This is a genomic window from Stenotrophomonas sp. VV52, from assembly GCF_002893095.1.
GTDB lineage: Bacteria > Pseudomonadota > Gammaproteobacteria > Xanthomonadales > Xanthomonadaceae > Stenotrophomonas > Stenotrophomonas aracearum.
Genome location: NZ_PKQQ01000007.1, coordinates 195,169 through 218,023, shown reverse-complemented (window position 1 = coordinate 218,023; position 22,855 = coordinate 195,169). Strand labels below are relative to the sequence as shown.

Genomic DNA, 22,855 nt, shown 5'->3' with positions numbered 1-22,855 from the left:
CCCCGGTCACTCCAGAATTTCACCAAGCGCTGCGTGGCACATGGCCCGCATTCTCTCCGGTTCGAGTTGACGATCCTGCGGCAGTACCGCCGCGTCACGGATCTGATCGTTCATTTGCCCAAAGAGAGCGTCTTTGGTCGACAACAGGTTGTTCACCCACTTCACGTGCATCGCTCCGCGCACGGTGTCCCTCCAAACGACGGCAAGGTCGTCGATGTCTGCGCCGAAGAGCTCAAGCGTGTCGTGTATGTAGAGAATGTCCTGCGCTTTCTTGTCGCGCGCCCGATCTTCATGGATCAGGAGCTTCTGGATGATGAAGCTCACAGGGTTGGGAATGCGCAGATCAACGGGGGCATCAGCGCCCCATTCGCTGTTTAGTTCCACCTTCCACGGAGCATGGAGAAGCAGCTCAAGGTAGCGAAGGCGTTGTGCCGTGATGCCCGCTTTCGACAGCGTAGCTATGGGCGTCCCTTCACGGGTGACGCCCCGCCCGATCAACGGTGTCAGAAATTCAGCATAGAAGCCACCGGACTCATCACCCAACGTGTACTGAGAAACCGGCGGCCGATGGGTTCCCGTGAGTTGTTCCTTGAACCCGGCCTGTTGCAATCCCAGTTTGATGCTGCCCTCCAGCCGCTCGCGCTCGGCAAACGCAACGTCTGCATCCAGCGTTGCCAGAGGTTGGTAGGCAGGCCGCGTTGCCTTCGGGTGCAGCCGATACAGCCGGTGGGCCCACCCGCCGACGAACACCAGTTGATCAGCCCACGGGGCCAGCGTTTGTGCGAGCGTCGCGAATGACTCGCGATCGTTCACGCGTTATCCCCGAGGACACCGGAAAGTACCTTGCGCCTCAGCAGATCGGCCTGCTCAGCGCCGCGCGCAGGGTGGGCGGAGGCATCCAGCCAGATCTGCAGCACGTCTGCGACGGGTACGTCATCGACCCTCACCGCACCACGGAACATGGACTCGGGAGCGCTGGCCTGCCTCAGGATGATCTGAGGATGCTCGCCTGGACCGGAAGGAACCAGACCTGGCCAGTCCGCCTTGCTTGAAGGTGCGAGGCGCCGCACGTAGAGATGCGGGGGGACGCCACTTACATGCCCCAGGTTCAGCAGGTCTGCCGCGGCGAACAACCCTATGCATGCGTTCAGGCGTGATGCTGACTTCTGCAGCTGGCGTATTCCAGAACCGGGGATCACGTAACTCATGCGTAGTTCGGGGGAAGAGCGCAGCGCAGCTGACTGCCACAGTTTGAACAACTCGTGACGTCGCACCAAGCGGAAGGCATCACCGGAGTCGTCAAGGAATCCGTCTTCCCGAAGACGTTGCACGAATCGGGATGCGCTCATCAGGGAGACGTCTGCCGCTCCCGCCAAGGCGGAGACAGAGCGGTAGTCGGCTCGTGGGGCATTCAGGAGATCCTCGGGCAGCTCCGGTGCCAGCAGCACCTTGAGCATCCACTGATTGAGGTCGGAGAACAGGTCGTTCGCCCTGCGCGGCTTTGCCGCTTTCAGCTTGCCGAAGCGGCGTGGAGCCTCGACATTGAGTGAGTCCAGACCCGGACCAATGAAGTGACTACCTCCTTCTCCGGTAACCAGACCAACGGCAACATCCGATGCGTAGTCGTGATGGAACTGCTCGACCTTCTGCTGAAGCGAGGGCGATGCGTTCCCGACGTACACGATTGCCAGAGGAGACAACCCTGACCGTTCCGCGTGCCGGCAGGCCTGCAGGATGGCTTGGGAAAGCAGTGCAATTACGCGATCGGGGCGCCCTTCGCTGACGGACTTCACTTCCACGGCGTAGTTTTTGGATCCGCTACGCGCCACGAGATCTGGCCGAAGCCCACCTGGGCCATGATCTACGTGGGCCTCCCAGCCGTGGGTACGCAACAGCTCGGCTACCAGCTCTGCCGGCGCCTCACTACTGCTTCGCTTCGGGGATTGAATGGCCATACTCACCTCTTACCATGGCCATGTTATATACCACGGCCATGATAATTACCATGGCCGTGGTAGGTCGAGGCTGCTCCGATGCTGCCATTTGTTCAGTTTTCGGAGCCCCAAGTCACGGCTCCTCACCGCTCAGCCCTGATCTATGGGTTCTTCATAAAGCCCGAGCTCATCCAGGGCTGACTGCATGAACATGAAGGCCGCCGCTTCGTCGCTCATGCCGGAATCTTGGGGAAAGCTGTCCAGCCACTTCGTGATTCGAGCGTTGTACGGGTTTACGGAAGCCGCGAACTTTGATTTTTCCTCGACGGTGGCCGCGTCCAGTGCCGCTTCGCGAATGGCGTCGTCACCGATTCCCCAGCGCTCGGCAAATGGCACCACCGCCCTCAGCTCCCCGGGAACCCTGGCAGGATTCAAGCGGACGCGCGCGGCTTCAATGTCCGCTCGGGTGACTCCGGCAGCGAACTCCTGAGCGGCGTCAATCTGACCGAGCTTGAGCTCTGAACCCTGGGACGCGCTACACCCACTCGATGCGCAGCAAAGCACTGCGGTCAGACCCATCCACTGGCTACGCTTACTCACGGTGTTCCCCTCATGAGTGATCCCGGCATTCCCTGGTCCGGGCGATCTTAGTACAAAAAAGGCCCCGCCGAAGCGGGGCCTCATCGTCCGGCGCTACAGCCAGCCGTCACTCTTCTTCGTCCTTCCAGCCCTGCTGCTGGTTCTGGTTGCGCTGCTGCTGTTCCTGCTGCTGTTGCTGCTGCTGGTCGCGTCCGCGCCCCTCCTGCTGACCACGCTGGTTCTGCTGGGAACTCTGATTGCGCTGCTGGGCCATCTCGGATCTCCGGAAGCCGCGGGCGGGATGCCGCGGTCATGGCCATGCTGTGCAGGGGTCGGTTAAAACCATGTGGCAATTTGCATACGAATTCGTCAAACGCGGGCCTGAATTCGGCTTCAGATACCGTGTTTCCAGGGGCTTTGGCGAGCTCTTGGGCAAGGCTTATTCCACGATGGAATGCGCTCATGTCCCTATCCGCTTTCCGCCGCAGTCAGCAGCATGAACGCGCACCCGCGCGCGGATTCGGTGTCATTCGATTTGCGCAACCTATCGAAGTCCGATTGATGCCGTCATTGGCACTGGGGAAAGCAATTTCACCGTCCCTATCAGTAAAGCGCCAAACACGTTCCAGTTCCAGCACCTGAATTCGCATCATTTGAAATGGTGCAGATACGCACGTTGACGCCTCTCGGGGTGCCGCGCATGGTCCCTGCGATGAACACTTCACACACCATCGCCAGGCTGGGAGACATCGCCAGCATCCGCCAGGGACATCCTTTTCGCGGAGCGATCAGAGCAGCCGTGGATGGATCGGTGCAGGTCATTCAGTTGAAGAACGTCGGTGTGAATGGCATGGACGATGTGCATGCCCTGATGCGCACGCATCTGAGCAACCGAAAATCGCCGGACTGGGTGAAGGATGGGGACGTGGTGCTTACAGCACGAGGTGGTCACCCGATGGCAGCGTTGCTCACCGATCCGCCAGAGAGGACGGTGTGCAGCCCTCACCTTTACGTGATTCGGGTAGCTGATGCGGCCAGGGCTTTGCCTGCCTTCATCGCCTGGCAGTTGAACCAGTCCTCCGCCCGGGAGCATTTACACAGGCAATCGGCCGGATCACGTCAGCAGAGCCTTCGGAAGGCATCCGTCGAGGACCTGCCGATGAGGCTGCCGCCGCTGCACCAACAGCAGCGGATCGTGACCATCGCCAGAGCGGCACTGCTTGAGCGATCCCACTGCGAGCAGTTGATCGCAGCGCGCAATGAAGAGGTCTCGCGCTATGCGGCACACCTCCTCGGCGGCGTCTCCATCTGACCCAGTGATGCACTGTTATGCCCATGATTTATAGGCAAATATCGCGTTTTCCGATATTGAGAATCCGGGTGTAGCGTCGGCGATCCGATCACTCCGTACACGCGATGATGACAACCGAAACCCCGGCAACTCTCGCCGCCCTGGTCCATGCGCGTGATGCCCTCGGCGAGGTCAGGCGTCCCGATGCCGACACGCATCTGACCCTGTCCCTGCTGCTGCTCAAGCTGGCCAGCGACGCGCACCAGGCCTGCACCCCGCCTTCTGCACAGGCGCCGTTCGACCGGTTGCGTTCGGTGCCGTTCTGCGTTCCGGCCCATGCGCGATTCGAGACGCTGTACCGGCAACGCCACGTGCAGGGCAATGGGCTGCGGGTGATGACGGCGCTGCGGGTGTTCACGCTGGCCAACCCGCGCAAGCTGGGCGGCATCTTCCCGGCGCTGCAACTCGGCGATGCGCTGCCTTCCGATGAGACCCGCCGTGACGAGGTGCTGCTGCACCTGCTGGAACGTCTGGCGCTACCGGCGTTGAACTTCCGTGGACAGCCCGGCTTTGGCAATGTCTGCATCAGCGATGCCGTGGAAGGTCTGCTGGAGCGCCCGGTGGCCGGGCGCGGCCCGGTCGAGGCGGGCCAGGTACCGGGTGCGTTGGCCTGGTTGATGGCGGCGCTTACCGATCCCGACGCCCGCGAGTCTGTGTACGACCCCATCTGCCGGCAGGGTACGTTGCTGCTGGCCGCTTCGCGCCGGATGCGCAAGCAGGGCGCCGAAGCCAGCCCGGCGTACCGCTACCCGTTGTATGGGCAGGAGGCCGACCCGCTGCTGTGCGCCGTGGCTCGCCTGCGCCTGCTGCTGCATGGCAGCGACAACCCGCACCTGCGGTCGCGCGACGCATTGGAGGATCCGCTGCTGGAAGACGGTCGCCTGCAGCGCTTCCACGTGGCGCTGGCCTGCCCACCGCTGCACCTGAAATGGGTGTCCGCACAGGCTGCGCACGACCCCTACCTGCGCTTCCTGCACGGCACCGCGCCCCGCCAGTGGGCGCATGCCGCACTGATCCAGCACATGCTGGCCACGCTGGATCCGCAGCGCGGACGCATGGTGATAGTAGTGCCGCACGGGGTGCTGTTCCGCGACGGCGAGGAAGCCCGGATCCGCCAGGCATGGCTGGACGTGAACCTGGTGGAAACCGTGATCGGGCTGCCGGACCGCCTGTTCGCCGGGTCATCGGTGGCGACCGCCCTGCTGGTGCTGCGAAGGGTGCGGAAGGACCAGGCGGTGCTGTTCATCGATGCGCGTCGGCTGTCCACCGCGGGCAAGCGTGGTCCGCGCCTCGATATGGAGGGAGCGAAAGCGCTGCTGCGCCTGTGTGCAAAGCGCACAAGCAAACCCGGATTGGCGCATCTGGCACGGTTCGACGAGATCACCGCCAACCACGGCAACCTGAGCATTGCGCGTTACGTGCGACCGGTGCCGGTTGAGGCTGCTACCGACCTGGCCACGCTGCGCTCGCGGCGTGCAGCGCTGGAAACGACGTTTGCGGCGATCCAGCAGGAGCTGAACGCTGAGCTGGACGCGCTGGAGCGCGAGTTCTCGAAACTGGCCTGAAACGACGCGTAAAGGTGCGACCGATTGGCGTTCTCTATTCGAATTTGAAAATGGATTGATAACGCGTTCCGTGTTCTGCACATCGAACGCATGATTCGGAATGATGCACACAGTGTGAGATGGATGTGATCGAACACACTGTCAGCATGAACATCGCCCATCCCAACTTCGTCGTCGCGGACGCTCGTCTCCGCCCCCGTCTCCCCGAGGTGCGTGCATGAGCGTCAACCACGGAAGATTCGGTGTTCGCCAATCGGCGCTGGGCTGGTTGCGTCGACTTGGGTGGAACTACCTGGAAGCACGCGAGCTCGGTCCGCTTCGTGGGCTTCCGGAAAGCACACTGCTGGAGAACCGCCTGTTGCCGTGGCTGCGGCGCTTCCGGTTTGAGCGCCAGGGCGAGCTGCTGCCGCTTTCGCCGGAAGGCATCCACGAGATCATTTCCGCAGTAGATACCTGCTGCCACAGCCTCGACTGGGAGGCATCCAGCGCGACCGTGCACCGCCTGCTGGTGGAGGGCGCGCGTACCGTGCAACAGCTGCCGGGTGGAAGCAGCACCGAGGTGCTGGTTCCGCTGATCGACTGGGAACATGTGCAGCGCAACCACTGGGACATAGCCGATGCGGAGCCGTATCCGGATCCGCTCGATCCCGACATCCGCGAGCTGGTCGGATACGTCAATGGCATTCCGTTGGTCGTGCTGGCGTGCGTGGAGCGCGACCGCGAGAAGCGCTGGGGCACCGTCGCTGCCGGAATTTCCCACCTGTGGCGTGGCAAGACCGCCTTTGCTTCGCATCGGCCAGCGCTGCACGCGCAACTGCTGCTGTGCCTGGACCGGCGTGGCGGCTGCTATGCCAGCGTGGGTACGCCGGCCCATGGCTGGATGCGCTGGCGGGAACATGGCTGGAGCCGCGAGACGGTGGAGCAGTTGCGCGACCGTCCTGTGCCCTTCGCGCAGGTGACGCTGGACCCGCCATGGGCCGCCCATGCCGAACTGCTGCAGGGTGTGCTGGGGCCGGCGCGGTTCCTGCAGTTGCTGCGCGGCTTCCTGCATACCGGCGCGCATGGACGACGCTACGTGGCGCGCCCCGGGCAGTTCTTCGCCGTGCAGCATGCGCTGCAGGCGCTGCGCTCCCGTGATTTTGAAGGCAGGCGGGGCGGCGGCCAGCTGTGTCTTGCCGCCGGCAGTGGACTGCAGCGCGCACGTTACTGGCTGCTGCACGCGTTGCGCGTGGATCCCGAGTTCGAGGGGCTACGCATACTGCTGCCAGTGGCCCGCCCCACTCCGGCGCCGCAGGACCACAAGCGCAGGCCGGGCCCGCAGGCGGCCGACCAGCTCACCGAGTTCCTGGCCGGCCATGCCAGTTCGCCACACGAGGTTCCGCTGCGCGTGTTTCGTGGTTGGGGACGCAAGACCGCCCCGCCGACGCCTGCAGCGGAAGCCGGCACCGAGATCCTGCTGCTGGTCGATGCCAACTTCTGGGAAAGCCCGCCGGCATTGCTGCGCCGCCTGCGTCGCTGCCTGCCGCGTTCGACCTGGCTCACGTTGAGTTCGCAGCCGATCCTGCTGCCCGCCGCGGACCTGGACCCCGGCGCGCCGCTGTACCACTACCCACCGGAGCATGCGGTGGCCGACGGCGTGGTGGTGCCGGCATGGCGCGATGGAGGCGCGATCTACCCGGTGCTGAGTCGCGATATGCCGGCAGATGCCCAGGCCACCCCTGGAGAGCTGCGCCAAGCGCAGGTGGCCACGGCGATCAGCCAACACTTCCACGGCGTTGTTCGCGTTGCAGAGCGCAACCTGCGCGGCACGCTCCTGGTGGAGACGCCGAAGGAGGCAGAAGACTACCAACGTGCCCTCCATGCCGACGGGCGCCTGCAGACCCAGTTGACCGGCTACGACAGTCGCGGCCTGCCCACGCAGCGGGCATCGGAAGGCATTTCGCCGCAGGTGGAGCTGGTGATTGCACATGGCGATCTCCCAGCGTCGCAAGACGCGCGGCTGGGCCTGCTGTACGTGGACCGCCCGCTGTCGGATCCCGAGCGGCTGCGCGCGGTGGGGCTGATCAATGCCCCCTACCCGGACAAACGCGCCGCACTGGTCGTGGACTTCCATGCCAGCGGGATGAATGAAGCGCCCGGGCAGGAGTGGATGCCTGCGTCGGTGCAGGTCAACCGCGACGCGTTGGCGGGTGATGATCGGCGCCTGCAGGGGTTGTTGCCCGAACGTGCAGAGGAGAACTTCCACGCCTGCCGCGATCACCTTGCACCGGATTGGACGCTGGGCACGCATGGCGACGACATCGACATGAACCGGCGCCGACGTGACCTGCTGCATCGGCGCGTTACCGAGTTCGGCCAGAGGCTTCAGGTGGCCATCGCGTCGGAAGCGGCGTTCACCGGTGACCAGGCCGCAGCAAGTGCGCGCTATCGCAGCACCCTGCATCGCTATTCGGTGCTGCGCGACGCGGTCAGCCAGCTGGCGCTGGAAGAGGACCGCTTCAACCCCGAAGATCTGCGCGTGCGTCACTGGGCACGCGAGCGCGCACCGGCCGTGCACGAGGAGCCGCTGGACTACCAGGTATTCGCTCCGGTCGAGCAGAGCGACCCGGCAGGAAGACAGCAGTCCAACGAGATGTACACCCGCCTGCGCCACCAGCTCGGGCAGACCGGGGAAGAGCCGCATCTGATCGAGCAGGCTCGCTACAACCTGAGCCAGATACTGCTGAGCCCCGTCGGCCCGATGCGACTGGACGCACTGCAGGCATTCGAAGCCACGCTGCAGGTATCGCTGCACGGTGGGGGCGGCGGCTGTGCACCGTCACGCGGCCTGGCAGTGCTGGAAGGCCTGTTCGGCCCCACGAGGCACCAGGCCGACCGCATTTCCATGGGCGCTTTGATCGACGTCGTGGTAGCCGAAGCGCACGCCGGTCCCCGCATTCTGTTCCACGAGCACCTGCGCGACCGGCTGGAACCCCTGCTGCGCCGACACCTGAAGGAAGTTCAGGTGCAGGCGGTGCTGCACGCAGTCCTGTCGCGCGCGCATGACTGGCCGCCGGGGTGAGCCCGGCGGTCGGTTCCGTCTACGGCATTACCGGCGGCACATAGGTCAGGGTCATTCCGAGCACCCACAGCAGCCCCAGCACCAGCGGGATGTGCACCAGCAGCTGTATGAAGGTGAAGCCGACAATGTCGCGGGCCTTGAGGCCCAGCACGCCGAGCAGCGGCAGCATCCAGAACGGGTTGATCAGGTTCGGCAGGGCTTCGGCGGCGTTGTAGACCTGCACCGCCCAGCCGAGGTGGGCTTTCAGCTCATTGGCCGCCTGCATCACATACGGGGCTTCGATGATCCACTTGCCGCCGCCGGAGGGTACGAAGAACCCAAGCACTGCCGAGTAGATGCCCATTACCAGCGCGAAGGTGTCGGTGGTGGCGATATGCACGAACACGGTGGACAGGCGATGCGCGAGGGTTTCGCCGCCACTGCCCACGGCGTGGGTGAGGATCATGGCGATGCCGCCATACAGCGGGAACTGGATCAACACGCCGGTGGTGCTGGGGACGGCCTTGGCCACCGCGTTGAGGAAGCTGCGCGGGCGCCAGTGCAACAGCAGCCCCAGCGAAATGAACAGGAAGTTGTAGGTGTTGAGGTTGGCAATGGCGGTGACCACCGGCTTGCTGGCGAACTCGCTGAACAATCAGCCGAAGGCCAGCAGCGAAAGCAGCACGGTGAGCAGTGGGCTGTACTCCAGCCATTCACCGGCACGCGCGCGCGGCTGCAGCGGCTCCGGTTCGGCCTGGGCCGCGCCGGCAAAATCGCGCGAAGTGCGAGCCGTTGCCGGGCCCGGGGCGGTCAGCCACGCGATCAGCAGCGAGACCAGGATCAGCGCGGCCGTCAGCGCGATCGACTGCCACAGGAAGATGGTTTCAGTGAAGGGCAGCACGCCGGTGATCTCCACCAGGCCGGGCGGCATGCTGGCCGGGTTGGCCTGCAGCTGCGCGGCCGAGGAGCTGAGCCCCATCGCCCACACTGCGCCCAGGCCCAGGTACGCCGAGGCACCGGCAGCGCGGTAGTCCATGTGCAGTTCTTCGCGGCGGGCCAGCGCCCGCACCAGCAGTCCGCCGAACACCAGCGAGAACCCCCAGCTGAGCAGCGAGGCCAGCATGCTGACCAGGCCCACGTACACCACCGCGCACCGGCCGGTGCGCGGCACCCGGGCCAGCAGCTCGATGAAGCGAGCCACCACCGGCGCGGTGGCCACGGCATAGCCGCCGATGACCACGAAGGCCATCTGCATGGTGAAGGGAATCAGGCTCCAGAAGCCGTCGCCAAAGGCCTTGGCGGTGGCCTGCGGGGTAGCGCCGAAGCCCATGGCGGCCAGCGCCACGATCACCACGCCCAGCACCGCGAACACGTACGCGTCGGGGAACCACTTTTCTGCCCATGCCGCCGAACGCAGCGCGGCGCGCGCCATCCAGCCGTCCTGCGTTGCCGCCGATGCCGTAGTGGCCATGCCCTACCCTCCCAGGTTCATCAATTGGTAGCACCCGGCCCCAGCCGGGTGGCCCTCAGCCCAGCGCCAACGCAGCAGCAATACCGGCGAACAACGCCGCACCCACCCAGTTGTTGTGCAGGAAGGCCTTGAAGCAGGGGTCGCGCTCGCGCTTGCGGGCGATCCAGAATTCGTACGCGATCAGCCCGGCGGCCACGGCCACGCCCAGCCAGTAGTAGAGCCCCAACCCGCTGCGCATGCCGACCATCGCCATGGTGCCCAGGAACAGCGCGTACAGGATGCCCTGGATGACCAGGTCCAGGTCGCCGAACAGGATGGCGGTGGAGTGCGAGCCCATCTTCAGGTCGTCGTCGCGGTCGACCATGGCGTACCAGGTGTCATAGGCGGTGGACCAGAGGATGTTGGCGCCGTACAGCAGCCAGCCCACCACCGGCACTTCGCCCTGGATGGCGGCGAACGCCATCGGGATGCCCCAGCCGAACGCCATGCCCAGGTACACCTGCGGCAGGTGGGTATAGCGCTTGAGGTACGGATAGCTGGCGGCCAGGAAGATGCCGATGAAGCTCATGCCGATGGTCAGGGCGTTCAGGGTGAGCACCAGCGCGAACGCCACCAGCATCAGCCCGGCAAACAGCACCAGCGCCTCGCGCCCGGAGACGCGGCCACTGGCCAGCGGGCGGTCCTTGGTGCGCTTGACGTGCGGGTCCAGCCAGCGGTCGGCGTAGTCGTTGATCACGCAGCCGGCCGAACGCGTCAGCCAGACCCCGGCAGTGAACACGAACAGGATCCACAACGGCGGCAGGCCGCCGGCAGCCAGCCACAACGCCCACCAGGTGGGCCACAGCAGCAGCAGGGTGCCGATCGGGCGATCGGCGCGCATCAGTTTCCAGTACTGGCCCCAACGCGACGGCGGTGCGCCGGCGGGGGCGTCAAAACGTTCGTAAGCCATGCGTAAAGGATACCGCCAAGCCCCCCGACGGGGTGCGCTGCGACGCGATTGGCCCAAGGGGGCAGACCTGCGCCGCGTTTACGGATAGAATGCCCGTCCCGCACCGTCTCATGGCGCTGCGGCGGTTCCAAGATGCGCCCGTAGCTCAGCCGGATAGAGTAGTGGCTTCCGAAGCCATTGGTCGGGGGTTCGAATCCCTCCGGGCGCGCCATCTTTCCCCGTTCCGCAGAATTCACCGCGCAGCCACGCAGGGCGTGGCTCTACCGCGTTGTGTTCGTCCGTGGTTGCGGGGTACCCGGCGCACCGAAGTTGCGCCGGGCTGGTCCATTGATCAGTACGTCCCGTCGAACGCAAAGATCGGCTTTCGCTGCTTCCACAACCCAGCGGTGAAGTCCGGGAACTCCAACGTCTGGAAGCTGTTGGCGATGGACTGCTCGGACAGCGGCGTGATCGCACTCCAGGTGATGGCATCGTAGATGTCGATCGGCATCGGGGCCTTGGCCTTGAGCGATTCAACGAACGCGTGAATCACGAACCAGTCCATGCCGCCGTGGCCGGCGCTGGCGGCGGTGTCGGCGTGCTGCTTCCACAGCGGGTGTTCGTACTGGTCCTGGTAGGTCTGGAAGGCTTCCCATTTGTGCGGCGGGCTGCGGCCTTCGATGTGGATGGACTGGTTGACGTCCATCCACAGGCCCTTGGTGCCCTGCACGCGGAAGCCCATGGAGTACGGACGCGGCAGCGAGGTGTCGTGCTGCAGCAGGATGGTCTCGCCATTCTCGCAGGCCAGGGTGGTGGTCACGATGTCGCCCAGCTTGAACGTCACCTTGGTGCTGGGGTGGGTGGTGCCGCCACTCTTGGCCACGGTGTACTCATGCAGGCCGCGCGACTTGCTGGCGAAGGCGTTGATGTGGGTGAAGCGGTTGCCGCGATTGATGCCGGTGTACATGGCACACGGACCGATGCCGTGGCTGGGGTAGAGCTCGCCGTTGCGATCCACCGAGTGCTGGGTGCGCCAGCGCGCTTCGGACCAGGCGTTGGGGCCGAATTCCACCCCGCTGTCGTACGGCTGGGAGGGATCGCCGGAATTGAACTTCACCCCGCGCAGGTCGTGCTGGTAACCGGCCTGCAGGTGCACCAGTTCACCGAACACGCCCTTGCGCACCATCTGCAGCGCGGCCATCACGTCGCGGCGGTAGCAGACGTTCTCCAGCAGCATGTACGGCGTGCCGGTGGAAAGCTGGGTCTTGAGGACGTCCCAGTGGTCCTGCAGGGTGATGCCGGCCACCACTTCGCAGCCCACGGCCACCTTGGCCTGCATGGCGGCAATGGCCATCGGGGCGTGGTATTCCCACGGGGTGGCGATGATCACGCCGTCCAGGCCGCGCTGCTCGAGCAGGCGCTTCCAGGCGTTGCGGTCGCCGTCCTGGCCGTACGCCTTGGGTGCGGGCTTGCCGGTCTTCGCCACCATGTCCATGCCCTTCTTGAGCATGATCGGTTCGATGTCGCACAGCGCGACCACTTCAACGTCGTCGCGGCGGACCAGCTCCTTGAGCAGCACCTGGCCGCGCATGCCGGTACCGATCAGGCCCAGCCGCAGCGTGCGCCCGCGGGCCCAGGCCGGGGTTTCCGGCAGCAGGCTGGTGGCGGCCAGGGCCGCGCTGGCGGCAATGAATTCCCTACGTTTCATGGAACGTTACTCCTGTTGCAACAATCAGAATTTGTAGCCGACCTGCAGACTGTAGCTGCGGCCGAAGATGCTGGCATAGTCACTGGAGTCACCCAAGAAGCTGTTCGGGTCGTAGAACGGCAGACGGTTGAACAGGTTCTTGACCGTGAAGCCCAGGCTCCAGTGGTCGTCCGGGCGCCAGCCCACGCTGAGGTTGGCGGTCCACCACGACGGCACGCCGTCGCACTGGGCCGGGTTCACCGGGAGGTAACCGGCCGTGCAGGTTTCCGGGTTGTTGTCTTCCGCATCGATCCGGTCCCAGGCCCACTTGGTGGTGCCCACGTAGTTGATGAAGAAGCTGGTGGTGACCTGCTTGTAGTTCCAGTCCGCGTTGAAGGTGGCGCGCAGACGGGGGTTGCCGTAGTACCCGATGGTGTTGCCGTAGTACCAGCGCAGTTCATCGTCGGTGTAGGTCTCCTTGCGCCGCGCGATGGTCGCCGCCACGCCGATGTTCATCGAGCCCCAGTCGCCCAGCGAGAAGCGGCTGCGTGCGTCGATATCGAAGCCGTCCACCAGCGTGCGGCCCTGGTTCTTGTACTGTCCCACCACGCTGGACACGTTGCCGACGCTGTAGCCCGGCAGCGTGGTCGGGCAAGCCACGCCGCTGGCCGGACCGGCGCACATGGCCGCCAGCGCCGCCTGGTTGGCGCGATCCGCATCGGTGATCGGCGAGCGGGTCATCGACTGGATGTCTTCTTCCTTGCTGTAGTCGGGCGCAGCAATCTCGTTGCGGCGATAGATGAACCAGTAGTCGGCGGAGATCGACATCCAGCTGGCCGGCTCATAGACGAAACCCAGTGTTGAGATCTTCGCCTTTTCCGGCTTGAGATCCGGGTTGGGCTGGGTCATGCGTGCCACGGTGCGGCTGCAGTCGCTGTTGAGCAGTGAGTTGCCCAGCTCCACGTCGCCGCTGCGGCTGGACTGGCGCAGCAGGTTGGCGATGGCATTGGTCTCGTCGCAACGGATCTCGTCACGGAAGCCGCCCAGCTGGGCGAACACACCACCGGTACCTGCCTCAGCCAGGCTGGGGGCACGGAAGCCTTCGGAGTACGTGCCACGCAGCAGCAGCTGCGGCAGCACCTGGTACTTCAAGCCGATCTTCGGGGCGAGGTTGGCGCTGAAGTTGGGGTACTTGTCCACGCGCAGCGCCGCATCCAGTTCAAGCTTGTCGGTCAGCGGCGCCACGGCTTCGGCGAACAGCGCATAGGTGTTGCGCTTGCCATCGAACCACGAGCCACCCTGCTGGGTGATCAGGCCATTGGCCGCGTCCGGGTTGCCAGGCGTGTAGAACGTTTCGCGGGTGGCATTGAAACCAAACGCGGCGCGCACGTCGCCGGCAGGCATGCTGAACAACGGGCCCTCGATCTTGCCGTCCAGGGTGTGCAGCCGGGTCCAGGACTGGATGTCGAAGGTCGGGAACGCTTCGCGGATCAGCTGGGCGTTCTTCTCGTTGATCACGCCGAACTGGTACGCCGGATGATCGGAGATGATCACGCGCCCGGTGCCCGGGTCCACGGTGTACGGTCCGAACGCACGCTCGAAACCTTCCAGGTTCACGTTGGTGGTCTGGTAGGTCACCGAGTGGGTGCCGGCGGTAGCGAAGGCCGTTTCCCAGTTCCAGTCTTCGCCCAGGCTGCCACGCAGGCCGGCCAGTACGCGATAGCTCTGGTCGGTGTTGCGCTGGCCGAAGTGGTTGGCGCCAACGTCCTGCAGCAGGTACTGCAGGCCTACCACGCCGCCCATCATCGCCTTGAGCTCCGGGCTGGCAAGGTTGTACTCGTTGTTGGGGCCGAGGTACGGGTACAGGAACTGGTTGACGGTGGTACCGGTGTTGCGCGAGAACCAGCTGGTGGGGTTGCCGGTAGTGGTGTTGTAGGCGCGCGGCGTGCCGCCGTTGGCGGTCAGGTCGATGTCGGTGTAGGTGGCTTCGGCGAATGCCTCGGTGGACTCACCCAGCAGGAAGTGCCCGTTGAGGTAGACGGTGTTGCGCTCGGTCTTCGCGCCTGCGTCGATCTCGTTGTTCATCCACGTTTCCCAGATGCAGCGGGGACCCGCTGCTTCGGTAGTGAGGATGTTGTTGCAGCCCGGCGCCGCCTCCTGGACCTTTGCACCGGTGACCGGATCGAACGCAAAGTAGCTGCCTGGGTTGAACACGCCCGGCTTGCTGCCGGTGCCCAGGCGCAGGTTGGTGATGTAGTTCGGGTTGTTGACGTAGTACTGGCTGGGCCGCTTGTCGTAGAAGTCGCTGAGCGGAATTGCATTGCGCCGGTACAGGTTGACCGAGGCGTAGATGTTGTAGCGGTCCTCGTCCAGGTCGCCGAAGCCGGCGGTGATGCTGCCCTGCTGCTCGCCGTAGGAGTCGATGCGCGAGGAACGGTCGGCGGTGATGTTGACCTCCGCGCCCTGGTAGCTCTGCTTGGTGATCACGTTGATCACTCCGGCGACCGCGTCGGTTCCGTATACGGCAGAGGCGCCGTCGGTCAGCACTTCCATGCGTTCGATGGCGGCGGCAGGAATGGCGTCGATGTTGACGAACTGGGTCTGGAACCCGGCCGGTGCACCGTAGTACGAGAGGCGGCGACCGTTGAGCAGCACCAGCGTGCCCTGCGCGCCCAGCCCGCGCAGGTTGGCCTGCGAGGCGCCGTCGGAGCCGGTGAACAGCGAACGCGAATCCTGCTGGCCGGGCCGCGCCGCCGGCAGGTTGTCGAGCACCTGCAGCAGGGTGCGGGCGCCCATGTTCTCGATGTCCTGCTTGCTGATCACCTGCACCGGCGAGGACGTTTCCACGTCGCTGCGGCGGATGTTGGAGCCGGTGACCTGCACGCGCGCGAGTTCGGTGGCGTTGGCGTTGGCTTTGGACTTGGCGTCGGTGGCGGTGTCGTCGTCCTGCGCGAACGCGGGGCCGCTCACGGCCAGGGCAAGGCCCAGCGCGACGGACAAGGGGGTGGCGGGGATGCGGCGATGGCGTGCGTTCAACATCGTTGGCTCCTTGTACATTCCGCAGCGTGGGGCTGCCAGGGTGGGTTTGTTTCGGGCAACAGTTCCCCGCACCACGGCCAGAGGGCCGAAGTCGGAAAACCGTGGAGTGAGGTGGTATGACGCGTGGTGCGGTGGGTTACGGCGATACGATGCTGGCGGTATCGCCCTCCTGTCCGATCAGTGCGGCGTTGGCCCAGTTGCCGCATACCTGGGTAGGCTGCGCGCCTTGTGCGCCCAGGGTGCGCAGGCTGAGGGTCTGCAGCCCGCGGATGTCGAGTTCGGGTTTGACCACGCCCGGCGCCTTGACCAGGCCACTGTCGTACAGCAGCCGGCCATCGCCCCAGACCTGGAACTGCATGCCACCAGCGGTGCGGCAGGCGTCATCGATACCGAGGTCGGCACGCAGCAGGCGCCACTGGCCCTGCAACTGCAGGTCGATGCGGCTGGCCGGACCCACGCCCAGTCCACGGCGGAACAGCAGGCCGTTCATGCGCATCGGCTGGCCGCCCTGGAAGGCGAGGTCGGCGCGCACCTGTGCGGTCGCGGCGGCCGGCAGCGCCAGCTCGGAGAGGTAGCGCTGCTGCGCCGGACGCTCGGGTACCTGGTGCTCCAGGATCTGGAACGTACTCAGCGTGATCGGCCCGACGTCGCGCGGCTGCAGGGCGTCCACCGCGCGGGCGACGCTGCCCTGCGCGGCGGTGACCATCGGATCGCTGGCGGCGGCGCCGTCGCCTTCCGGGTTCTGCACGCTGAGCACGCGGAAGCGCAGCAGGCGGCCGGCATGCGCGGGGAAGTCGATCTGCTGCTTGTCCTGCCTGAGCGCCAGGCGGCCGCGCTTGATCGGTTCGCCCCACTCGCCATTGGTGTCGGCCAGGTAGATCTCGTAGTCGCGGACCTGGCCACTCTTCCAGTGCTGGTCGTTGCGCGGCGCCAGCACGATACCGTCGACCAGGCGGCGTTCGCCGAACCCGATCACCCATTCGTGGGCGCCGGTGCGTACGGCCTGGTTGCGCACGGTGCGGAACCAGGTGGCCGGGTCGTCGTCGAAGGCTTTCTCCAGTTCATAGCCGCGCTCTTCGGCCGGGCGGTTGACCACCAGCAGGCTGTCGGCGGGCAGCGCGCGGCCCAGCACCGGCGCGGCGGGGAAGGCGTCATCGGCAGGCGCCGTGGCCTGCGGGATGTCGAGCTGGAAGGCCAGCGGCGTGCGGATGTCCACCGCAGCGGTGCGCACATGCACGGTGCCCTTGCGCTCGGCAGCGTCGTAGTACCAGCCTTCGCTGGCCCCGTTCCACGCGGCAGCGTCGGCCAGCATTGGCAGCGCGAGGCCGTCGAGGGCCACCGCCGTCGGGCGCTGCCGGCTCAGCACGCGCAGCGCATAGCGCCGCTGCGCCAGCTGGCCCTGGTACTGGCCGCGTACGCCGTCGATGCTGACCTGCACCGGACCGCTGCCCTGCGCCGGTGCCTGCATGCGCACCTGCTGCTGGCTGGACTCGCCCTTCTCATAGCGGCGGGTGTTGCCGTCGTCTTCGTACAGCGTGTACTGCGAGCTGCCCTGTGGGTACAGGTCGAAGGTGACTTCGTCGAGCGGCTTTTCGCCGTCGAACAGCATCTCCGGGTACATCGGCACGATCGCACCGGCGCGCACGAACAGGGGAATCGTGGCCAGTTCCACCGGACGATCCAGGGTGCGGCCTTCCGCCCCCACCTGCAGTTCGCGACCGTCCCAATAGTCGATCCAGCGGCCCTGCGGCAGATGGATGTCGCGGCGCCAACCACGGCTGGCGGCCTGGCTGCGGTACACCGGCGCCACCAGCAGATCGCGGCCGAGCAGGAACTGGTACTTGAACGTTTCGTCCCACGCATTCGGATCCTGCGGGTAGTCCCACATCAGCGCGCGCAGGATCGGCGCGCCGGTGGTGGCCGCCTCATGCGCCAGCCCGTACATGTACGGGGTCATGCGCATCTTGAGCTTGAGGTAGTCGCGGTTGATGCTGCGGTAGGGTTCGTCGTACCACCACGGGTGCTTGCGCGCACTGCCCGACCAGCCGGACATGCCCATCAGCACGGGAGTGAACGCCTTCCACTGCAGGTCGCGGGTGAAGGTTTCGGCGCTGCCGCCGAAAATCGCATCCACGTCGCCGCTGGCGTAGGCCATGCCTGACAGCCCGGAACCGACCAGGGTGGGAATGTGCCAGCGGATGTAGTCCCAGCTGCTGCTCTGGTCGCCGGTCCAGGCCACCGCGTAACGCTGGATGCCGGCCCAGCCCATCACCGTCCACAGGAACGGGCGCGAGTCGGAGTTGTGCAGGATGCCGTTGAACGCGGATTGGTTTGCGTCCATCGCGAACTGGTAGCCCTTGCCGGTCCAGGCCACGTCCAGCTTCTGCACGCGGGTACCGGCGGTGCCCACTTCCCAGGCGATCTTGTCCACGCCGTTCTCGGTCCACAGCCCGGTCTTGAAACCGTAGCCGGCCAGGCCCTTCACCGTCTCCGGAAGGCCCTTGTAGCCGCAGCCGTAGCCGTCGTTGGGCAGGATCCAGCCACCAGGCATGTCGTGCGCGCGGTACTGCTTCGCCACGCTGTCGACCACGTCCGGGGTGGTGCCGGTGGGGCCATCGCTCCAGCCTTCGGGCACGCTGCCGGGCTTCTTGATGTTGTCGCCGTCGTTGTAGCAGTCGGCATCGCCATACGAGAACGCCCAGCGCGGCAGCAACGCGGCGCGGCCGGTCAGCGCGGTGTAGCGATCCAGCAGCGCGGGCAGACCGTCGCCGACGAAGTAATAGGCATCGAAGCGGTCTTCGCGATGCAGCAGCGTGGCCTGGTCGGCCTGGCGCAGGTCGTAGCTGCCATCGCTCCAGGTGTTGCGCAGCATGCCCCAGCCACGCGAGCTGAGCAGCATCGGCGCCGGGTTGGGGCGGTCGCCCTCTTCCCAGCCGCCGGAATAGGACACCTCCAGTTCGCGTCCCTTGAAGGCGAACCGGCCGTTCTGCTGGCCGCCGCCGACGAACTGCTCGTCCGGCTGGCTGCTGAGCACCTGCACGCTCTGTGCGGTGTCCAGGTCCAGCGGTTGCAGTTCGCGCCACAGCGCCACGTCCTTGCCGCCCTCGCGGCGGTCCAGTGCAAGCCGCAGTGGCTTTCGCTGGATGTGCAGTACCAGCGCGTCGGTGCGGATGCGCACCTCGGCGGCGTCTTCTTCAAGCGTGAACGGTACGGCGCCGGCGGGCTGCGGCAACACAATCGGCGCAGCCTTGTCGCCCGCCGGTTGCAACGTGCCGGTGCGGCTGGCCTGCACGCGCAGCAGATCGGTGCGCAGCAGGTCCACGCGCACGGTCATGCCATTGTCGGTGCTGAGGTTCCAGGCGGTGGTCTCGCTGCCAGGCGCAGCCTGCACCGTGGCGAGATTGCCCAGCGGCGCGGCCATCGCAGGCAGGGCCGCCAGCGACAGGGACGAAAGCAGCGCGATGGCCAGTACGGTGCGTCGACAACGGGTAACCACTTCGCCCCCAAAGCCCGCAGTTGGCGGGTGTCCGAAACCAGTGCGGCCGACTATGGGGCAGGCTGTCGAAAGATGTCAATAAATTGCAAAGAAAAAAGCTTAGGAATTTGTTTGAAACGAAAGTTGATGCAAAGCACCACTTGCTTTCTGTTACCTGAATGCGCGGATTTTCCCTTGAGTTGTCACGGCGCGCACGATTCCGATTGCGCTGCCGGGAAAATTGCGATTGCAAACTGTGACCGACCAATCTTATTTATATCTTTCGTTATTTGACATTTCGAAAGAAAACGAAGATTGTTTGCCTGCCCAACAGGAACCGCGAATGGACGTCACCCTGCTCCCTGATTTGCCCGCCTGGCAGCGCCTTGGTGGCGCGCATACCGCTGAAGAGATCGCGCAGCAACCGGCCCTGTGGTCGAACCTGGCTGCGGTGATCGACGGCGCGCGCGAACGAATCGACGCCTTCCTGGGCGACGCCCTGAACAATCCCAACCAGCGGGTGATCTTCACCGGTGCCGGCAGCTCGGGCTTCATTGCCGAGATGGTGGCCGACCAGATCAACGCGCAGTGGCCGGCCGACGTGCGCGCCCTCCACACCACCAGCCTGCTGACCCACCCGATGCTGTACCTGCAGCGCGACCGCCCGACCCTGCTGGTGTCGTTCGGGCGCAGCGGTTCCAGCCCGGAGAGCGTGGCAGCAGTGGAACTGGTGCGTGCGCAGGTGGACGAGGCGCGGTTCCTGGACATCACCTGCAATGCCGATGGCGCGCTGGCGCAGCGCGGTCAGGGTCGCAGCGACACGCTGTCTCTGCTGATGCCGCCGGCCAGCTGCGACCGCGCGTTCGCCATGACCAGCAGCCTGAGCTGCATGCTGCTGGCCGCCTTGAGCGTGTTCGAGCGCGCTCCGTGGGCGGAACGCACCGCGCGCCTGCGCAACCTCGCAGAGTGTGGCGAACAGGCCGTGCAGGCCTGGGACGCGCCGGTCGCTGCGCTTGCGCAAGGCGACATCTCGCGGGTGATCTACCTGGGCAGCGGACCGCTGGAGGCTACCGCACGCGAAGCCGCGTTGAAGGTACTGGAGCTCACCGCCGGCCGCGTGCTTGCACTGGCCAACACGCCGCTGGGCTTCCGCCACGGCCCCAAATCCACGCTCAACGGCACCACGCTGGTGGTGATGCTGCGCAGCGCGCTGCCGCTGGCACGCCGCTACGAACAGGACCTGCTGGAAGAGCTGCGCCGTGATGGCATCGCCGCACGGGTGATCTCGGTCGGCCCGGCCGGCGCGGACAGCGCCGAAGGCGACTTCGTGCTCGACGTGCCCGCCCTGCCCGACACCTGGCTCGCCCCGCTCTGGCTGGTGATGGCGCAGTGCTTCGCGCTGCAGCGTTCGGCCGCGCTGGGCCTGACCCCCGACAACCCCTTCCCCGACGGCACCGTCAACCGCGTGGTGCAGGGCGTGACCATCCACGACCATGGCTGAGTCCGATATGCCCCTGCAGCGCTGGTATGGCATCGACATCGGTGGCACCAAGATCGAACTGGTGGCCTGCGACGCCGGACTGAAGGTGCACCACCGCCAGCGCGTGGCCACCCCCACCCACGACTACGCCGCGTTCGTCGAAACCATCGGCCAGCTGGTGGACGATGCCGACGCTGCGCTCGGAACGCGCGCCAGTGCAGTGGGCATCGGACTGCCCGGCGTGCGCGACCGCGACAGCGGTGTGCAGCTCAGCGCCAACGTACCGGCCCTGAGCGGGCGTACCGTCGGGCACGATCTGGAAGCGCGGCTGCAACGCCCGCTCGCGCTGGGCAACGACCTGCAGTGCTTTGCGCTGTCCGAGGCGCATGACGGTGCCGCGGCCGGTTACCCCAGCATGTTCGGCGTCATCCTGGGCACCGGTGCCGGCGGCGGCTACTGCCTGCACGGCCAGCTGGTGGCTGGCAACAACGGCATCGCCGGCGAGTGGGGTCACTGGAGCCTGCCCGCCACCCTGCAGCTGCGCCACGACCTGCCACTGCTGGACTGCGGTTGCGGCCTGCGCGGCTGCCTGGAGCGCTACGTGTCCGGCAGCGGCCTGGCCATGATCCACGAACGCCACGGCGGCCAGGCCCGCGACGCCACTACGGTGGTCGAACTGGCGCACGCCGGCGACCCGATCGCGCTGCGCGCACTGGCGATCCATCGCGACCTGCTCGGCTACAGCTTCGCCAGCCTGATCCTGGCGCTGGACCCGCACGTGATCGTGCTGGGCGGCGGCCTTTCCAAGCTGGAACAGCTGTACCGCGACCTGCCTGCGGCCATCGCGGCCTACCTGTTCAATGGGGTGCGCGTGCCGCCGATCCTGCCGCCGGTGTTCGGCGATGCCGGCGGTGCACGCGGCGCGGCGTTGCTGGCCCGCCAGCTGCACGGCGCGCCCTGAATCCCTTCCCCCATTCTGCTGCGCCAGGAGTGCTGCCATGTCTGCCGTTCAATCGTTGATCGCTGCCCATCGCCAGGGCCAGCCTGTTGGCCTGTACAGCGTGTGCTGCAGCAACGAGCAGGTGCTGCTGGCGGCCATGGACGTGGCGCGTACGTACGACACGGTGCTGCTTGTCGAAGCCACCTCCAACCAGGTGGACCAGTTCGGCGGCTACACCGGCATGACCCCGCCGCAGTACCGCGACTACGTACTGCAGCTGGCACGCAACCACGATTTCCCGGTGGAGCGGCTCATCCTGGGCGGCGACCACCTCGGTCCGAATGCCTGGCAGAAGGGGCCTGCCGACGTGGCGATGGCCAACGCGCGCACGCTGATCGCTGCGTACGTGGCGGCCGGCTTCCACAAGATCCACCTGGACTGCAGCATGTCCTGCGCCGACGATCCGACCCCGCTGCCCGACGCCATCGTCGCGGCGCGTTCGGCGGAGCTGGCGCGCATCGCCGAGCGTACCGCTGCCGAGAACGGCCTGCCGCCACCGGTGTATGTGATCGGCACCGAAGTGCCGGTGCCGGGCGGCGAGGCCTCGCTGGAAGGCGGGCTGGCGGTAACCACGCCGACGGCCGCCGCGCTCACGCTGGCGATCCATCGCGAAGCCTTCTCTGCACCGGACCTGCTGCCGGCATGGGAACGGGTGATCGCGATGGTGGTGCAACCCGGCGTGGATTTTGACCACAGCAGCGTGCACTACTACGACCCGGCCGCCGCGCAGGCGCTCTCCGCGTTCGTGGAAACCCAGCCGCGCATCGTGTTCGAGGCGCACTCCACCGACTACCAGACCGAAGCGGGCCTGCACGCGCTGGTGCGCGACCATTTCGCCATCCTCAAGGTCGGTCCGGCGGCGACGTATGCGTTCCGCGAAGCGGTGTTCGCGCTGGCGATGATCGAACGCGAACTGCTGCCCGCCGCCGAGGCCTCGCAGCTGATCGACGTGCTGGAGCGCTGCATGCTGGACAAGCCCGGCAGCTGGGCCAGCTATTACACCGGCAGCGCGCACGAACAGCGCCTGCTGCGTGCGTACTCGCTGAGCGACCGCAGCCGCTACTACTGGGGTGAGCCGGAAGTGCAGGCGGCGTTGGCCACGCTGGTCGACAACCTGACCCGGGTGCCACCGCCGCTGATGCTGCTCAGCCAGTTCCTGCCGGAGCAGACCCGTGCGGTGCAGGCCGGCGTGCTGGCCGTCGAGCCGCTGGCGCTGATCCGCCACAAGGTGGGGCTGCGCCTGGCCGAGTACGCGCGAGCGTGCGTCAACGAAAGTTTTTCTGCCACGGAGGTTTCGGAACGGTAA

At 66.1% G+C, this 22,855-nt stretch carries 14 protein-coding genes, 1 tRNA gene and 1 pseudogene; 7 read left to right on the top strand and 9 right to left on the bottom strand.

Going from position 1 to position 22,855, the window contains the following annotated elements:
- Positions 1-6 precede the first annotated feature (6 nt).
- The 4 genes from C2U58_RS13330 to C2U58_RS20070 all read right to left on the bottom strand — a co-directional run bounded on the left by C2U58_RS13330 (position 7) and on the right by C2U58_RS20070 (position 2,787).
- The gene (locus tag C2U58_RS13330) at positions 7-813 is read right to left on the bottom strand and encodes a GSU2403 family nucleotidyltransferase fold protein (protein ID WP_102946295.1); all 807 of its coding nucleotides are present in this window, start codon (positions 811-813) and stop codon (positions 7-9) included.
- Entirely contained in the window at positions 810-1,799 is a 990-nt protein-coding gene (locus C2U58_RS13325) for a hypothetical protein (protein WP_102946294.1), read from the bottom strand. The genes C2U58_RS13330 and C2U58_RS13325 overlap by 4 nt, the downstream gene beginning before the upstream one ends.
- A 285-nt stretch (positions 1,800-2,084) precedes the next feature.
- Positions 2,085-2,534 carry a hypothetical protein gene (locus tag C2U58_RS13320; protein ID WP_146033467.1) on the bottom strand — a complete coding sequence of 150 codons (450 nt, stop codon included), beginning with the start codon at positions 2,532-2,534 and terminating at the stop codon, positions 2,085-2,087.
- 106 nt (positions 2,535-2,640) lie between these two features.
- Complete coding sequence (locus C2U58_RS20070) at positions 2,641-2,787, bottom strand: hypothetical protein (protein ID WP_171966802.1); 147 nt, start codon at positions 2,785-2,787, stop codon at positions 2,641-2,643.
- A gap of 438 nt (positions 2,788-3,225) precedes the next feature.
- Between C2U58_RS20070 and C2U58_RS13315 the strand changes: the two genes are divergently transcribed.
- The 3 genes from C2U58_RS13315 to C2U58_RS13305 all read left to right on the top strand — a co-directional run bounded on the left by C2U58_RS13315 (position 3,226) and on the right by C2U58_RS13305 (position 8,490).
- Positions 3,226-3,825, top strand: coding sequence for a restriction endonuclease subunit S (locus C2U58_RS13315; protein WP_253256738.1), 600 nt, complete (start codon positions 3,226-3,228; stop codon positions 3,823-3,825).
- 107 nt (positions 3,826-3,932) lie between these two features.
- Positions 3,933-5,429, top strand: a complete 1,497-nt coding sequence (locus tag C2U58_RS13310; RefSeq protein WP_172448143.1) for an N-6 DNA methylase — start codon at positions 3,933-3,935, stop codon at positions 5,427-5,429.
- A gap of 217 nt (positions 5,430-5,646) precedes the next feature.
- On the top strand, positions 5,647-8,490 hold the full coding sequence (locus C2U58_RS13305; RefSeq protein ID WP_146033466.1) for a type I restriction endonuclease: 2,844 nt from the start codon (positions 5,647-5,649) through the stop codon (positions 8,488-8,490).
- A 19-nt stretch (positions 8,491-8,509) separates the two neighbouring features.
- On the opposite strand, the pseudogene C2U58_RS13300 reads toward C2U58_RS13305, so the two are convergent.
- Positions 8,510-9,940 (bottom strand): annotated as a pseudogene (locus C2U58_RS13300) (TIGR00366 family protein).
- A gap of 55 nt (positions 9,941-9,995) precedes the next feature.
- Positions 9,996-10,889 carry a 4-hydroxybenzoate octaprenyltransferase gene (gene ubiA / locus C2U58_RS13295; RefSeq protein ID WP_102946290.1) on the bottom strand — a complete coding sequence of 298 codons (894 nt, stop codon included), beginning with the start codon at positions 10,887-10,889 and terminating at the stop codon, positions 9,996-9,998.
- Positions 10,890-11,023: 134 nt separating this feature from the next.
- Here ubiA and C2U58_RS13290 point away from each other — a divergent pair.
- Positions 11,024-11,100 (top strand) — tRNA-Arg (locus tag C2U58_RS13290).
- Positions 11,101-11,220: 120 nt separating this feature from the next.
- Here the strand turns inward: C2U58_RS13290 and C2U58_RS13285 are convergent.
- The 3 genes from C2U58_RS13285 to C2U58_RS13275 all read right to left on the bottom strand — a co-directional run bounded on the left by C2U58_RS13285 (position 11,221) and on the right by C2U58_RS13275 (position 19,090).
- Positions 11,221-12,576 carry a Gfo/Idh/MocA family oxidoreductase gene (locus tag C2U58_RS13285; protein WP_102946289.1) on the bottom strand — a complete coding sequence of 452 codons (1,356 nt, stop codon included), beginning with the start codon at positions 12,574-12,576 and terminating at the stop codon, positions 11,221-11,223.
- A gap of 24 nt (positions 12,577-12,600) precedes the next feature.
- Positions 12,601-15,594 (bottom strand): TonB-dependent receptor, encoded by a 2,994-nt coding sequence (locus C2U58_RS13280; protein ID WP_102946320.1) that lies wholly within the window; start codon positions 15,592-15,594, stop codon positions 12,601-12,603.
- A gap of 136 nt (positions 15,595-15,730) precedes the next feature.
- Complete coding sequence (locus C2U58_RS13275) at positions 15,731-19,090, bottom strand: TIM-barrel domain-containing protein (protein WP_102946288.1); 3,360 nt, start codon at positions 19,088-19,090, stop codon at positions 15,731-15,733.
- Positions 19,091-19,412: 322 nt separating this feature from the next.
- Here C2U58_RS13275 and C2U58_RS13270 point away from each other — a divergent pair, with 322 nt between their 5' ends.
- Genes C2U58_RS13270 through C2U58_RS13260 form a run of 3 tightly spaced genes read left to right on the top strand, consistent with a single transcriptional unit; the run spans position 19,413 to position 22,855 of the window.
- Complete coding sequence (locus tag C2U58_RS13270; protein WP_102946287.1) at positions 19,413-20,570, top strand: SIS domain-containing protein; 1,158 nt, start codon at positions 19,413-19,415, stop codon at positions 20,568-20,570.
- Positions 20,563-21,510 carry an ROK family protein gene (locus C2U58_RS13265; RefSeq protein ID WP_172448142.1) on the top strand — a complete coding sequence of 316 codons (948 nt, stop codon included), beginning with the start codon at positions 20,563-20,565 and terminating at the stop codon, positions 21,508-21,510. Before C2U58_RS13270 ends, C2U58_RS13265 begins: the two co-directional genes overlap by 8 nt.
- Before the next feature lie 37 nt (positions 21,511-21,547).
- Positions 21,548-22,855 (top strand): D-tagatose-bisphosphate aldolase, class II, non-catalytic subunit, encoded by a 1,308-nt coding sequence (locus C2U58_RS13260; RefSeq protein WP_102946285.1) that lies wholly within the window; start codon positions 21,548-21,550, stop codon positions 22,853-22,855.